This is a genomic window from Lewinella sp. (assembly GCF_050633125.1).
Classification (GTDB): Bacteria; Bacteroidota; Bacteroidia; order Chitinophagales; family Saprospiraceae; genus Lewinella.
Genome location: NZ_JBOEFX010000020.1, coordinates 16,604 through 31,690, shown reverse-complemented (window position 1 = coordinate 31,690; position 15,087 = coordinate 16,604). Strand labels below are relative to the sequence as shown.

At 38.7% G+C, this 15,087-nt stretch carries 8 protein-coding genes, 1 tRNA gene and 4 pseudogenes; 4 read left to right on the top strand and 9 right to left on the bottom strand.

From position 1 onward, the window contains the following. Positions 1-72: 72 nt before the first annotated feature. Positions 73-146 (top strand) — tRNA-Ala (locus ACRBG0_RS05085). Positions 147-1,518: 1,372 nt separating this feature from the next. Next, positions 1,519-1,692 (top strand): hypothetical protein, encoded by a 174-nt coding sequence (locus tag ACRBG0_RS05080; protein ID WP_431485820.1) that lies wholly within the window; start codon positions 1,519-1,521, stop codon positions 1,690-1,692. Positions 1,693-1,802: 110 nt separating this feature from the next. On the opposite strand, the gene ACRBG0_RS05075 is transcribed toward ACRBG0_RS05080, so the two are convergent. The 7 genes and pseudogenes from ACRBG0_RS05075 to ACRBG0_RS05045 form a co-directional block, all read right to left on the bottom strand. Continuing rightward, positions 1,803-2,522, bottom strand: a complete 720-nt coding sequence (locus tag ACRBG0_RS05075; RefSeq protein WP_431485819.1) for a SprT-like domain-containing protein — start codon at positions 2,520-2,522, stop codon at positions 1,803-1,805. Between the two features lie 318 nt (positions 2,523-2,840). Further along, a pseudogene (locus ACRBG0_RS05070) lies at positions 2,841-3,233 on the bottom strand (DUF2779 domain-containing protein); the annotation flags it as partial. Positions 3,234-3,524: 291 nt separating this feature from the next. Further along, complete coding sequence (locus ACRBG0_RS05065) at positions 3,525-3,824, bottom strand: hypothetical protein (protein ID WP_431485818.1); 300 nt, start codon at positions 3,822-3,824, stop codon at positions 3,525-3,527. 132 nt (positions 3,825-3,956) lie between these two features. Beyond that, on the bottom strand, positions 3,957-4,169 hold the full coding sequence (locus tag ACRBG0_RS05060; protein WP_431485817.1) for a hypothetical protein: 213 nt from the start codon (positions 4,167-4,169) through the stop codon (positions 3,957-3,959). Between the two features lie 156 nt (positions 4,170-4,325). Next, complete coding sequence (locus ACRBG0_RS05055) at positions 4,326-5,246, bottom strand: DUF5655 domain-containing protein (RefSeq protein ID WP_431485816.1); 921 nt, start codon at positions 5,244-5,246, stop codon at positions 4,326-4,328. Between the two features lie 1,515 nt (positions 5,247-6,761). Then, complete coding sequence (locus ACRBG0_RS05050; protein ID WP_431485815.1) at positions 6,762-6,935, bottom strand: hypothetical protein; 174 nt, start codon at positions 6,933-6,935, stop codon at positions 6,762-6,764. Between the two features lie 824 nt (positions 6,936-7,759). Next, positions 7,760-8,173 (bottom strand): annotated as a pseudogene (locus tag ACRBG0_RS05045) (HsdM family class I SAM-dependent methyltransferase). 1,362 nt (positions 8,174-9,535) lie between these two features. Between ACRBG0_RS05045 and ACRBG0_RS05040 the strand changes: the two are divergent. Continuing rightward, positions 9,536-9,631: pseudogene (locus ACRBG0_RS05040) on the top strand (DUF2958 domain-containing protein); the annotation flags it as partial. A 1,422-nt stretch (positions 9,632-11,053) separates the two neighbouring features. Continuing rightward, positions 11,054-11,914, top strand: coding sequence for a hypothetical protein (locus tag ACRBG0_RS05035; protein WP_431485814.1), 861 nt, complete (start codon positions 11,054-11,056; stop codon positions 11,912-11,914). Here the strand turns inward: ACRBG0_RS05035 and ACRBG0_RS05030 are convergent. Both ACRBG0_RS05030 and ACRBG0_RS05025 read right to left on the bottom strand, forming a co-directional pair. After that, a complete protein-coding gene (locus ACRBG0_RS05030) occupies positions 11,891-13,777 on the bottom strand; it encodes an HsdM family class I SAM-dependent methyltransferase (protein ID WP_431485813.1) in 1,887 nt (628 codons plus the stop codon). The two genes, ACRBG0_RS05035 and ACRBG0_RS05030, sit on opposite strands and share 24 nt — an antisense overlap. Before the next feature lie 152 nt (positions 13,778-13,929). Then, a pseudogene (locus ACRBG0_RS05025) lies at positions 13,930-14,997 on the bottom strand (Fic family protein). Positions 14,998-15,087: the final 90 nt, after the last annotated feature.

Genomic DNA, 15,087 nt, shown 5'->3' with positions numbered 1-15,087 from the left:
TTCAAAGAAGAGCGTATATTTGCCTCCCGTTAAGCGCATTATCGACAAAGCGTCGATAATTTAACGAGAAAGGGGGGATTAGCTCAGCTGGCTAGAGCGCTTGCATGGCATGCAAGAGGTCACCGGTTCGACTCCGGTATTCTCCACAAGGCTTTTGGCTGAATCACTGGCACTAAGATACAAAAAGTGGCAAAGGATTGTGGCAAAAAGTAGCAAAAATGACTCTTGGTCCTGAATTGGATCAAGGGTCTTTTTTTTGGGAATAAAAAATATTTCTTAAGTGCATTGAGAGTGATGTGGTTAACTAAGAGGAGCATTGTCCTCAATCTTTTAAGGCTTTATCCCTAAAAAATAGAGCATAATTTTGATCATAAACTACGAAAGTCACAATTAACTGATTATTAAGTGTTTTTAAATAGTACTTGTATACATCTACTATTTTATTTTTCTTTAAAATAATAGTATTCTTTAACTGGAGAAACAAACAACACGCTCCCCTTCAACCTTGCACAACAAAGTTTTCCTTCTTTTTCTTTTTTTGTTCAAATTTCTTTGCTCGGGGTAGAGGAGTTAAACCATACTAGTCCTCTATTATTATTAGAATACTCTTCTTTTGTAAAGAGTACGAACTTTTTCTATCCTTTGAGCGTAATAAAAGAGTGCTTTGACTGAAGCACTTTTTATTATTTATCCAAATATATAATGGATATCCTTGAAAGGAGGATTGCTAGTATTCTTTGATCTGCTGATCTCACAGGATTTACAGAACTAATCAACGGCGAACGCATCAACAGGTATGTTGTCGCATTTACTGACAATGTTGATTGGAACTTATCTTTGTTGGCAGATCAAGTAAGATTGTACTCGTTGTATTATGATAACATCACAATCGGCTGACGAACGTACCCCGATGGAACTGTTGTCATAGACATCGGAACATCTACTGATAGCCTAGAAAAGGCCATTAGCATCAAGAAGCGGTACCACCAGTACGCAATTTTTGATACTGTCACTTTTAGGTCAATCGAGGAGCAATAGCTCCTCCTTTCTTTTTACTTACAGACAATCACCCTCCAGGTGTGCCCTGATAGCTGTGCAATCGCCTCTTGAGGATAAATCTTTCCATCAGTAAGAGATAGCAAGAAATACTTTTTCATCCTATTACAGTCAATAGATAAAGCACAACCTTTATAATTTCTATTCTAGTATTTGCAATAAGCTTATGCACTAGCTATTATTAGTCATTAGATGCTCTTTAGCCTCCTTATATAAAACAGGATGGGATTGAACGAATTCGAAAGTGCTAATACTAGTCCTACACAAGAAAGAAACAAAAAGATTATTCAGCTAATTGACCGTTTGTATAGTCCAGAAGTGACTACCGAAACTTCAAAGCTTGTAGCATTGTTAGCAGAAAGACTGACAAAAATGATGTGATTCTTAGTCGAGAAGACGAAAGAAAGAAACTATGCTGCCGCTAGCGACATTCTTGGTGGACAATATATTTGAGTTGATGAGATGAAGCAAAGGATGCAGGATCTTTATAAGAAGCTTGAAAGGCTCGAATTGTACTATCCGATAAAAATAGCCATAGCTGAAGACCCTGAGCTTAATAATTATCATGGGATTGATTTGGATGGGGTGCTAAAAAGGCTAGAGAATGAAGAGCAACTCTCGTTTAATGCCGAATGATACAGGAATAGCCTCTTTCTTAGTTTAGGACAAGACAATTAAAAACAACTATAGCCTTCTTTTAGGTATACCTAAAAATGAGCGCACCAGCATAGCGGTGCGCCTCTAACTTACTCTACCACCTTAAATGGTACTCCGCATCCACCACAAATAAGGTGAATATTAGGCTTGCCCCAAACATTGATGCTGCAAGAAGGACAAGAATACTTGGTCTTCTGTCTAGATGTCGTTCGGAGCTTTTTAAGCCGCGCTGTCCTTGGGTCTTCTGTTTCTCCTTTACCCTCTACTCCTCCACTGATAAGGCGTTTAAAGAGGTCGCCTTCCAAAGAAGCAAAAGGGAGAGTAAACTTTTGTGGCATTTCCTTGAAGTAGGTCTCATACAACCCTCCAGGAATAATATAGTGAGTCATCCCTTGCCCAGTTCGTTTTCCTCCTGGCTTGCCAGTAGAAGAAGGCATTAGGCCAACTTGTTCCATCTTGTTTGCCCACTCGGTGTTGTGATAACCATTCCTTGATGGTGATCCAAACTCCCATTGCCACAAGTGAACTTGCTCATGCACTAGTGTGCTAAAAACCTCTATTGGTTTTCGGTACAGTGTTAAGGGTGTTAGAGATATCTCATGAGTAGAATACTCCTCTTCTCCAACTCTCCTCCACCTTTCTGGTGCCATGAAGCCATGAGTGTTTTTCTTCCGTGAAAAGTTAAGAATACACCCTGGCAGCAGGCCGTCGAATAGTTTGCTATTGAAATACTGATACGCTCTGTTAAGGGCCTGAAACTGCTCCTCTGTTGGTGTCGGCAAGGGAGAGTTTTTTGTCTTTTTGTTCATACGTCTTCTATTTTTGGTGACGCATGAGCCTATTATTTATATGTTTATTTTCAAGAACAAACGTTCTTATTTTGATCGTATCATCTTACTTCTTACAGATCTGCTTGACAGTGATGACATTCTTAGAAAACAAAAAACACTTAAGGAGGTCTTAAGTGTTTTGCATAGTCTTCATCCTTATCTCTACTCTAGCTTTTCTAGTATCTTCTTATAAAGTGCTACCATCGCCCAAGTGTCCTGCTTACAATACTCAAGTAAGTCTTTGATAGTCTGCTCTTCTGATTCTATTAGCTTTCCTTTGGCAAGATCTCCAAGAAGTCACGCTGCTACTCCTCCATTGCCTACATTGAGGTTGTCGTAGCTTATATCAGTCAGGACAGGAAGGACTTTTTTGATAGATGCAGAACCATTGAAACGTCTATCAAAGTAGTTGAGAGTGGAGAACACCTCCATCAGATCAAAGGTGTTTTCGTTGACTGCTTCTAGTGCATCAGCAAACTCTGGGTATTGAATAGCAAGCTCCTTGTTCCTACTATTTTCAAATCACTTGTATCGTACGATATACGTTCCACCTGTTCATTGGTCTAAGTCACTGACTAGTTGCTCTATGATACGGCTATTGTCGTTTTCTCCATTGCGTATTATCGCTTCTGTATGGGTGATAGTGCCAGCAGCATCCATCTTATGACAGGAGTACTGTACTACTACTTGTTGCCGTGGTGAACTTCACTGAAAAACAGGTACTGGAACAGATACAGTTTCATAGTCATAGAAGTAGAGAGGGAATTGTAGGTCGTTGAGCTGTTGACGAACAGAGGGTGTGTGAACAATGGTTTGTTCACCCTGCTTCCATAGCTCTACATATTGCGAAATCTTTGTCGGTTCTCACTTTGCATTGTACAAATCCATCACCGCCTCATCAGTAATGTCATCTATATTCCTGAATCCTGCATCGTACAGGTCAGGCAACTTTCTCCACACACGAGGTATGTTCCAAATGGATCACTTTGCTTGCGGTACACCAAAGTAGGTGAGATGATCTTCACCGTTATAAGGATATCTTTCGTCTAACGTCTCTTTGTCCATCGGAGACATATCCTTCAATGCCTCAATCATCATTTCCAGGTGATCATGAGTCATCAGCTCTTCACTCACATCATCAGTAATAAGTAGCTCTCTATAGTTGATACCACCTTGTCTGACATATTCTTTGTTCAAATGGAGAAAATAGCACCTCCCTGAAAACTTCTCTCCCAACACATAAGAAAGAACGTAGTGCTGAAAGGATATATCCGCAAGCATGTCATCCAGTAGCGGTGCATCCTTAGTCTTTTTCCTTACGCTATTTTTGGCCTTTATCTCATACAGATCATAGGTTCATTCATCATTCAGGACCAGAAAATCTGATTTTACGAACAACTTATTGTGGACGAATCAAGGCTGGTAGAGAACTTCCGGCTCCTCTGCTAGGAGTTTCATTGTTTGGTCATGGAAGGACTGATGCCAATTAGCAAAATTTAGCTGTCTCGTGTCCACCGTTGTTATGTCTTTGGTAGAAAAAAGATTGAGTGCAGCTTGTTCTACTTCTTCTCCGATAGCGAGGCCATCCATTGCACCATATTTGGCATCGAGTATCTGTTGGTACACTCACTTTTTGTCATGGATCGCTCGTCGGGCGAGGTGTGGTGAGGTGGTGAAGTTGACGAAGAGGGATTTGGTTAAGTACATGTTGCTAAGATTAGAAAACTAAAAAGCGGCTATCTTATCTCTAAACAAGAATATACACTTCATTCTCAAGCCTAACTATGAAAAAAGCTTTTTGATAAGTTGCCTTACCAGTAACATCGCATACTGGATATCATCACTAGATGAAACATCCATCATTGAAACGTACTTATTGTAGTGCTTCATTGCATTCTTCATCTCCCTCAAGCGTCCCTCTGGGTCTTGAAGGTCTTGCGGTCTCACTCTAAAAAACTCTATAACCAGCTTTGACTTATGGACCTTAACACCAACAACTACTTTTGCTCCGATTTTAAAACCGATATATGCCTTCACTATATTCTCATCTAATCTCTCATCAAGATCTAGAAGCTGCTCTTTGAGCTCTTCATAGAGTTCCCTGGAATTATTCCATCCGGGCTTAGCATGGTCCTCTATCGTGTAGGTTTTTACTTCTTTTGAAACCTTAGAGATTGTCTCATCCTTCGAGATTGTTTTAATTGACTCTGTGTGCCTACCTGCCTTAATTGGGCTGAATGAGTAGACATCACCTGTATACCTCTTTGCTTCCCAGAGTTCTATGGGCAAATCTTTGAAGTTGATTGCTTGCCTCTGATGAGCGGTAAACGAGTTGGCAACAAATATCACTTTGGTCTCTGACCACGAGATTGCATCCTTCTTGATCAACTTGCCAATTTTCTCCTGGTAGAGAAGAATAAACTCCGCTTTATTATTCAGCATCAATGATAGGTAGGCATAGCCTTGATCAATAACAGAAAAGCTCTTATCTCTTTTGTACTCTATTATAACAAAAGCATTAGACTCCTGGTCAAAGGCCAAGGTGTCGATTCTCAGGCTATTGAGCTGAAATTCTGATGCTACGAACTGAAGAGAAAACACCTGATCAATATTTTCCTCGACGAGTTCTTGGAGATCCTTCTCAAGATCGAACTTGAGTTCTTTGATCTCGGATAAGGTGGTTTTGTTCTTTTTGAAGAGCATGGGTCTTTTTTATCTTATAAATCTGGTCCTCATTCAAAGGAAGATATCTTCTTTAGAAGCCTTTCTCTAGATGGGATATAATTTTCCATTTCTTTTTTACTAGGACGTCTAAAGTGCATGATTGCATTCCTTACCTTTTCAATTGCTTCAAGTTCGTCGTTTATGCTTGCAATGAAGTCTCTATAACCTTCGTGCTGTATAGTATTTCATAGAATAGACTCTTTCATAGAATCAAAACCTTCTTTCGATTTTATCAAGTCAACTAGCTCGTTTAGCTTTACATCTTTGGGTTCTAGAATAATCCTATAGTCGCTAAAAGTAAATCTAAAAAAAACATTCTCTCCAATTTCTGCTGTCTTTTCTATTATAGAGCTCATTTTCTCTCATTGCTTGAGTGCCCTCGGAGGTTGTTTTAAATTTTTGTGAAAGGTCTCTAGTTCTGGATAAAATTCGTTTATGTATATATATGAGAGTATGCTTCTTAGGTGTATTTCTAAATCATATATATCTTGATATAGAAACTTCATGTTCATTCGATACATACCGTTTGCAAACGATCGAGTGTATTTTGTGTTTTGTACCATATCAGCAACAAAACGATCTACTGTGGTTTCTGTCTCATTAAAATCTTCATTTTGTAGGGCATCTATAAACTCTATTGTGTACTCCACAAGCAAATCACCATTTTTTAAGATTTCTATTTCTTCATCACTGGGTAGTAAGAAGTAACTTTTATCTTCAACTAGTTCTTTCGTTCGTTCTTGAAACTCAGTATCTCATGTATGACTTACATTATATGCATCACAAATAATTTGTTTTCGATCTGCTGATGATTCGAATATACTTAAAAAACTGACTTCTGATGAGTCTGATTCACGATGAATATCAAAATCTTGAGGAATATATCTCATTTTCTCTAATCTATCCTAAAATAATTTTTTCTACTTCTTGCTTTGCATTTTCATATATGTTTTTTGCTTCTTTTTGGAGTTCTTTTGCTCTCATCATGCGTGATTCGATTTCATTGGCTATTCTGTCTTGTACATCTGTTGAGGGTAGAGGAACTTTAATGTTTTCAAGTGCACTTGTTGGTAACCTTCTCCTTCAGGTGCTTCATGTAGTCATTCATGCAAATTGTGAGTATATAATATCTCTAAACAGTATATAATAAAGATATTTCTGATTTATTTCACCTTTTGTCCTGAGAACCAGAAACTCTCATGAAACATACACTGATTCATGATTTTCAAGATCGTCTATATAAATATATTTTTTATTAAAAATACTTGGTTCAATTCTAGCAAAAAGAATATCATTAACTTTCGCTAACCTACTTCCATTAACTTTTCATTTTGCCCTTTCTTCTATGTTTTTAATCTGACCATCATCAGTATCAGGTAATCCAACATAAGGGACAGTATCAGAAATAACTGCCTCTATTTTAGGGTTGATATCTACTAGTACTCATAATTTTACTGTCTTGATTCATAGATCTCATATAGATGTGCTATAGTATCACACACTTAGATTTTCTGTTTCAAGTTGGCTTGATGGTATTCCAAACACTTTTTTCTCCTCGGCTTCTTTATATTCAATCCCCAATTCCTGCATAAAATACTCATCTATACTATTTAGTAATTCTTGGGCTTCAGATTCTTTTTGCTTCTTCGCAGTAAGTGCAGTATCCATAATCTGAGTTATTTCGGTATTCTTAATAATTGGGATTGAATATAGCGCTTGGTAATCTAATGCTGGGCGGGTTCATCATGTTGCTTTTGAGGCAATAATTTTTACTCAGACATTTGAATTTAGGTAGGTGGCAAGCATTTCTGCTGTCTCTTTTCAGCCTACATCCATAACAACTGAGTGTTGATTTATATTTCCTTCAAATCATTCTGGCACAACACACGAACTTCATAATCTTCAAGTGATTGTAATAAGCAAAGATCAGGGAGTTACCTTACTTCTTGCTAAGGGTCATTCATGAACTTCTTTTGATATGTAAATCACATCATCTAGGTGTAATCATTCTTCAGTAATATTCTGGACTCTTAAAAAAGGTATTCAGTCTTTTTCATTTGAATACAGGATGGTATTGCTTTTTTTTGGAGTAGCTCAACTAGAAATGTTGATTATATAGTCTTTTAGTTTTTTTGAGGCTTTTTCTGAAATACTTTGTATTAATTGAAAATGTTTACTCACATACAATGTTGCATCAAACTTATAATTATTTAGTTTTATCTGCCCCAGATCAATCGTAAACAAGTGATCCTGACCGTCTGGGGCTACTGAAAATTTACAGGATCTTGTTTGAATTTTTTAAATTGATCTGCAATCTGAGGTAGATCATCATGGCATAGTCTCCCTGACGCATCTACTCATATCTTATCTGCTGATGCCATAAATATCTTGTAGTCAGATTCCTTTGTTTCTCACCGTTTTTCTAATATCAGAATACTTGATTTGACTCATGCACCATAGTAACGGAAGGCATCTTGTGGTAGACTAACAACTCACATAAGCTTGTAATGATCGAGTATCCGCTCTCTCACATATTGCAAACTTGAATTGGTAAGTATCCCATCAGGCAGAACAATGGCCGTCTTCCCTTCCGGTTTGAGAAACTGTCGTATCCTTTCTAAAAAAAGGATCTCTGTTTTTTGGGAATTTCTAACACGTCATCATTTTTTCCCAAGCTCAAAGCTTTCCAAGTAGTCAGATTCTGTTTTTTTGATCACCGCACCAAATGGTGGGTTAGTGAAAATATAGTCAAAGTTGTCTGCCTTAAACTCACGATTTAGCTTCCACATTTCACTGATTGGCTCTAACCCATCATGACTAATGACGTTGGTATGACCATCATCATGCAATATCATATTCATCTTGGCAACTCTGGCGATAGATTCTGATATCTCTATCCCGAACAATCATTTTTCAGCAAAATCATGCCGGTATCTATAGTATTCGGTACTTTCTTTATCAAAATATTCTTCTGCTTTTTCTCTCATAACATCAAGGGCCTTGAGCAGGAATCACCCACTCCCGCAACTAGTGTCGAGTACTTTGTCTGTATTCTTGATCTCGTCGGCAAAGAGATCAAGACAAAATATTGTTGCTGGATTTGGTGTAAAATACTGCCCAAAATCTCCTTTGAAAAAGTTTCATAAAAATTTCTGGAATGCCTCACCCTTTACATCAAGATCTGTTTTGTTGAAGTTAAGGTTTTGAAGATGTTCAACTACCGCAGCTAGTTCTTTATCATCAAGCTTAATTTTTTCTGAAAATACTTGCTGATCCTTTTTTCTTTCCTCTTCATAGATAGAATCTATTCTTATCTGGAGCTTACTCGTTGATTCGTTTCTTTTTCTTTGAAATTCGTATGGGTCTCATCTTTTTCTCAATTTTTTTTCATCTGCTATTTTGATGAAAATTATTTTTGCAACTTCACCAAAAGCTTCTGCTGGATTTCTTTTCCCTCACCTTCGGATTGTCTGGTGCGCTTTGGAGAGAGCTGTTTCCAGATTCTCCATTGTTACAGCTTCCAAGTCTACAAGTCATCATTTCGTGTATTTCCGTGTCTCAGGATTTCCGTATTTGACAGGGATAGAATAGAAAGCATCATCTAGTTTGGTGTCTTTTGATTCTTCGAAAAACCTCATTGTTGTACCTGCAATGGTTCCATAATATTGTGCTTTTAGTACTCTTCCATTTCCAATTCACTGCTTTACAGCTTGCTCAAATTCGTTATCTGATATGTCTGATTTTTTAAATTCAATGACAAAATATCTTTCGTCGCTGTCTGGCTCATAAATAACAAGATCAGCAAGCTGATTAGGAACCCTTTTAGGCATCTCCACCTCCAGTCAGATGTTTTTCATATCATACTGATACTTGGTTGCCAGTTCTGCAACATAAATTGCTCTTACTTGCTCCTCTGGATCGCTTAATTTGTACGACTTATCTCCGTTCCTCAGTCAGAGGTAAGAAATACGAATCTTTTCCTCATCAATTGAAATATTTCATCTATCTACCAAGGGTTGAAGTTTCGAAATAAGGATTTGAATTTCTTCTGTCATAGACTTTTAGCATGGAGTAAATTAGAATGAGACTATAGATAACAACAACCATCGCAAGGCACTTCTCATTAACTTCATCAATTTTTTCTCCCTATCTTTGCAATGCACGGCCACTAGTGTGCCGTCTTTTTATTCTTATACATCATTACCATGAAGCTACTCACGAAAGCTCTTTTACTCCAGTTCGAGAGAGTATGATCGCAAGAAAACGAAAAAGACCCCCTTGTGGTTGCTAAGTTCTTCCACGTTCTAAGTCATTGGACGTGGTATGCAACTGAGTTTGATCCAGAGGATGGTATTTTCTTTTGATTTGTCGATGGTGATTTCCCTGAACGAGGCAGTTTTAGTTTACATGAGTTTAATCAAGTGAGTGTGATGTGATTCTGAATCGAAAGAGACAGACACTTCGAGCCTTGCAAATTCAGCGAGCTGAAACTTAGTTCTTGATGGAGGCAATAGCTTAGACTAGCCCTTCACCGAACAGGAGTTTCAGCTCCTGTTTGTCACTCACTGAGTGGCCCCAATACGATATTCAACTCACACGAAACAGCCTACTCCCCCAACATCTCTTGGTCTTCCTCTAGATTCTTTCTCTCTGACTTTCTTCTCTTCTGTATCTGCTTGAGATCCTCTTGCGGTGGGAGCTCTTCTGGAATAATTCACCTTTCCAACAAGGTCTTCCTTGTTGCTTTTGCATTATGGACCAGCTCCTCTTCTAGTGAGCTTTTTCCTTCAATATTTTTTTCTTGAATATTGTGGTCAGTCATAGCGTAGATGAAATCTTTTGCCTTTAGCTCAACTTCGCTATCGAAGTCAGCAAGTGCTCTACGACTGGGGATTCACCTATGTTCTTTGAGTTCACGAGCAGATCTTTGGTAAAGCGCTTGAATCTTCTTGTTTTTGAATGTAGCAAACTCTCTGGGTTCAGAAATCCCTCTTTGATAAATCGTCTCCTCAATTTTATCTTCTGTCTCCTTAAGTTTTTGTCTCGCGACTAACCTCTTGTTTTCCTTTACTCTTTGTTGATACAGTTCTTGTCTTCTCGTTTGTGTCGCAAAATATCTCTGCGCTTGAGCAACTTCTTCTTTTCTGGGATCACCGTTCTGTGCTATGAGGTAACAAGCGTATCTCGTAAGAAGAAAATCTTCTTTAGGTCTCCCTCACTGAGGTCATGAGGTTTTTACCGGCGCCGGTAAAAAGTGCTCACTTGCTATACCACCTCACTTCTCACAGGACAATCTTGCTCTTTCTATTGTGTCTCAAAACTTCTGTCGAGTTTTATATCACATGACTACCATAAGTTCTCTTCCTAACCAGAACTCAACACCTTCCTCTGTATGCTTTATTTCTTCAAAAAGAGTGAAGAGATGTTCTTTTATTTCCATTATACACGATACCTACAAACTAAAAACCACTCAATGAGTGTATTAGTGTCTAGCACATCCATCACAAATCCATGTATGTGAGAATGACCTTTTCAACGCTCTCTCTATACGTTCTAATGTATTCATTGAAAATGGTTGATAAACACCTCTACAAACTAGTAATCACATAACCATTCACAAGGTGAATCGCATGTACACAAGTTTATACACAGAAGCAACAACACAGAGTTCTCCCAATATAAAAACTAAGTTTAGATAGATCTAGAAACTTGTATCGTACGAAACAAAACAATCATTTTTACGTACCTTAACCCAAATAGAGTATCATAACCCTAACCCAACAAAGATGACGATACAGCAGGCAGTAACAAATTTCAAACAACTTATACACAACGCCGTAGCACAAGGCGGCTCAAAAGCAAAGACAGCAGCGATACGATCTTCTTGGCCTATTCTCAATATCCACGAGGCAGTGAAGCACCAAATGATTTCGGAAGGAATAAATGCTAGCCAGATACACCCAGCACTTGGACAACGCGCTCCTGAACTGAAACTCGCAGGAGTGCTCAAAAAAAAAGATCAGGATATTTGTATCGTACCAAACATGAATCCAACCCCAGAGATCATGACCGACGGACTACTCCTAGACCAGGAAGATCCCTATGGGTACGATTACACTGAGCGGACCATTTCTATCAATGTTCGGAGCCAGATTAGTAGTATTCAGAAGAACTTTGACACCCTGTATGAAAGGACTGCCTCAGAAGCGCAAAACCTCCACGACAGGTGTAATCGTATGGTTCTAGGAGAGGTATATATGATTGCAGTACCTGAATATGATGACAAAGAATTTGACAACAACCACTGTATTTTCAAGGGTGTGCGCACCGATATGGTGGAGAAATACATAAAATCATTTCATGCGGTCAACAGCAGAGATGATGAAGACGGGCAGCTCTACAAATATGAATCAGTGTGCTTACTCATCGTTGACTTCCGACAAGACCCTCCCAAGATATATCATAGCACACAAGAGCTAATAAACGACGGCTACTTACCCGCAAACACAACAGTCTCCTACGAAGGTCTAGACTGGGCTAACTTCTCTAGAAAGCTACTTGATGCTTACGAAGAACGTTTCCCTAACGAACCGGAGAACAAAGGAGGTGGGTGTGCTCCAACATTATTCAACTTCCTCATACTCTAAGTAGTAATCCGCAGGAATATCTAATTCCAAGCCATATTTTTTGATCAGAAACTCATTCACTTCCTTCTGAGATGTGCAGGTGTTGAGGAAAGAGACCTCATTTGCCGCTAAGAATGGTATAGAAAACTTCTGTATGAAGTTTTTTTGGTAGCAGGGGTATCCACCTTGGATTGACACACTTGTCTTGCTTACATAGTAATGCATCAGGTAAGAATTGAGGATCTTTTCTACAGCCTGAATATTCTCCACCTTAGTAATCGGTTCCTGGTCGAACAGACCACCGCTTGGTTCCTGGAAGAAAAGCCCGTAGCCGTTACAAAACAAAGCCTCCTCGTCGTCTACGGTAGTAAAACGTGGATAGCGGCTGAATGTGGGAGTCAGAATCTTCTTTCCAGTACGGGTCAAGCCTTGTGACCTCCCATAGATGTAGAATGGGTCTATACTCTGGCCCTTCTTTTCTCTTTTCTTTAATTCCTCTCTGACCACACGAAAATATGCTAGAGTCTTGGGATACAGTCGCTCCATATCGCTTTCCTCAAGAGGAACACCCTTCCCCTTGACGATTCTATAAGGGAAAACAATTCTCCTCTGGTTTTGAGCAAAGTCACTACTTTTTTTGAAGTCTGATATCTTGAAAATCGCACGAGTAGAGTCCTTCTCTATGTGATACTCTACTCCATCAAAATCTTTGACATAACAGCCCTCCTCTTCTCTGCTACCGTCGATGAAAAAGAGTTGGTCTTTGAGAGTTGCTATTCCTACATAAATCTTGAAGAGCCTTGAAAGCGGAGTTCCCACATTCTCAATAGCATGGATTACCTTTCTCTCTTCCGACTTGAGAAGTCTCCATTTTTTTGTCGATAAAGCGCTGAGTGGATTCGGAGAAGTATCTACATTCTTCAAGAAACCCTCTGGTTTATATTTACCATTTATCCTATCAAAAAGGATCTCTCTGTTATTCTTTTTGTTTATGAATGTCAGTGTAGTATAGGTTTGGGCATCGAAAACCTTGTGATGACTAAAATCAATAATCTTATAGATGCATTCTTGCTGTTGAAAAAATACACGAAGAGACTCTCCAGCTAATGAGGTGAAGTAATTATTCGGTGTAATATAACCAAGCCTCCCTGTCTCTTTCAAAAGACGATAACCTAACTCGAAAAATGCGAAGTACATGTTGAATGTGCCAACCTTAATTGTCTTCCAGTTATGAATGAGATACTCCCTGTTCTCATCGTCTAGGTCCTGATATTTTACATACGGTGGGTTACCTACCACAACATCGAACTCCCTCTCCCAGACGTGCCTAAGCGAATCAATATGCAATAGATTGAAGTCCTCCTCTCGCAGCACCTCGCCATTTTCCAAAGCATAAATCGACAACAACAATTTTGCCCGTCTTATATTATACTCAAGAATATCTGCACCAAAAACATTCTCTGAAACAATCTCCAATATTGTCTTCTGATACTTTTTTTGGAAGTACCTCACTAGTCCCAATAGAAACGCTCCACAACCACAACTTAAGTCTGCACACAAATCGTCTTCCGATGGCCCTACCTCATCAATTATATGGTCCACAATATAGTCAGGTGTAAAGAAAGCACCGTTGAGCTTTCGATCCTCTTTGGGAATAAGCAACTCCAAAGTGTGTTCAAGGTCTTTGATTGTCTCTATTCCTAGCTTATCAAGCTCATGACTTTCAATACTCTCATCATGACCGCTCTGGTCCAAATAGGAGCTCAAAAAGTGAGAGTCCTCAGCACTGATGCCTCGCCGCTGGAGATAGTGCCGTATAATTCCACTCTCAAGACCATTGATAGAGTGCTTTCCTATGATTTTCTTTATGCTACTGGTATTCACTATGTGTGATTATTTAATCACCAAAAGTACTACTAATTGCCAGGAGGAACAAAATGTTTTTTACCGATAGAGCTTTTTAAACAAATTGTCCCTCAGTGACGAAGTTGGTATCGACAGCAAGCGGAAAAGTGAGAAGTGCAGAAACCAAGGTACTATAAGGATATTTGTTGAAGGAGGTTAAAAAGCCCCCTGTTAACATAGTAGTTTTCTCTTCCATTCTTGATTTTTTGAAGGATTCCTATTGAGATAAGCTCCTCCAAGTACTTTGTTGCCGTTATACGGCTACATCAAACATCTCCCATTACAAAATGGATTTTAGTGTATGGGTGCTTGAAAATATTGTTGAGCAGATCCTGGCTATACACCTTTGGCAGCTTTTCTCTTATTTCATGCTTTTGGCTCAGCATAAGACTTTTAATGTATTTGATGAGTGTAGTAGTATGAACTGATGTTTCTTCTATCATTTCTAACATCCAGATCACTCGCTCCTCCCACACACCTTGATCACGAGTTGCTTGAAGAAGCCTATAATATTCCGACTTGTTTCTATTAATACTCCTGCTCAGATACAAGATAGGGCTATCCAGAAGACCTTCTTTTACAAGATAGAGAACGTTAATAATACGCCCTACTCTGCCATTAGCATCATAAAAAGGATGTATACTTTCAAAGTTATGATGGATCAACGCCATAGAGATGAGAGGGTCGAGTCAATGATTGATATTCATTCCTTGTTCCAGCTCCTTCATGAGAAATAGTATCTCTTCGTATGATTGAGGTGGGATATAGACCGTTTCTCCTGTTATATCATTCTTGAGCTCTGTTCACGGCTGTTTTCTTATTCCTGAATCATTTTCCTCTATGATAGACTGTATCGCAATGATGTCATTAGTCGCTATGATACTCCCCTTTTTGATATGTTCATATCAGTACCAAAGAGCATCTGAATAGTTGTACACTTCTTTTGCTGGTTGGCTAACAAACCTCTTTTTCTGAGCATTGCTTTGGTATAGTTCGTCCTGTGTAGTGATAATATTTTCAATCTCAGAGCTTTCTTTTGCTTCCTGTAAGGCTAACGTAGAAATCAAAATTGTATCATTGGGGATAGTCTGAGAAACTCACTTAAGTTCCCCTAGTGCTCTATGTGTTTTTGCTAACTGCTTAAGCACAGGCACTGTTTCAAAGCTATAGTTCTTTACAATTTCACTGAATGAGAGCATGGCTCTATATACATAGAGAAAGTTAAATACTATACACATAGTAACGATATGCATAGAAAACGCAATAAATTATACATAAGGATACATTAC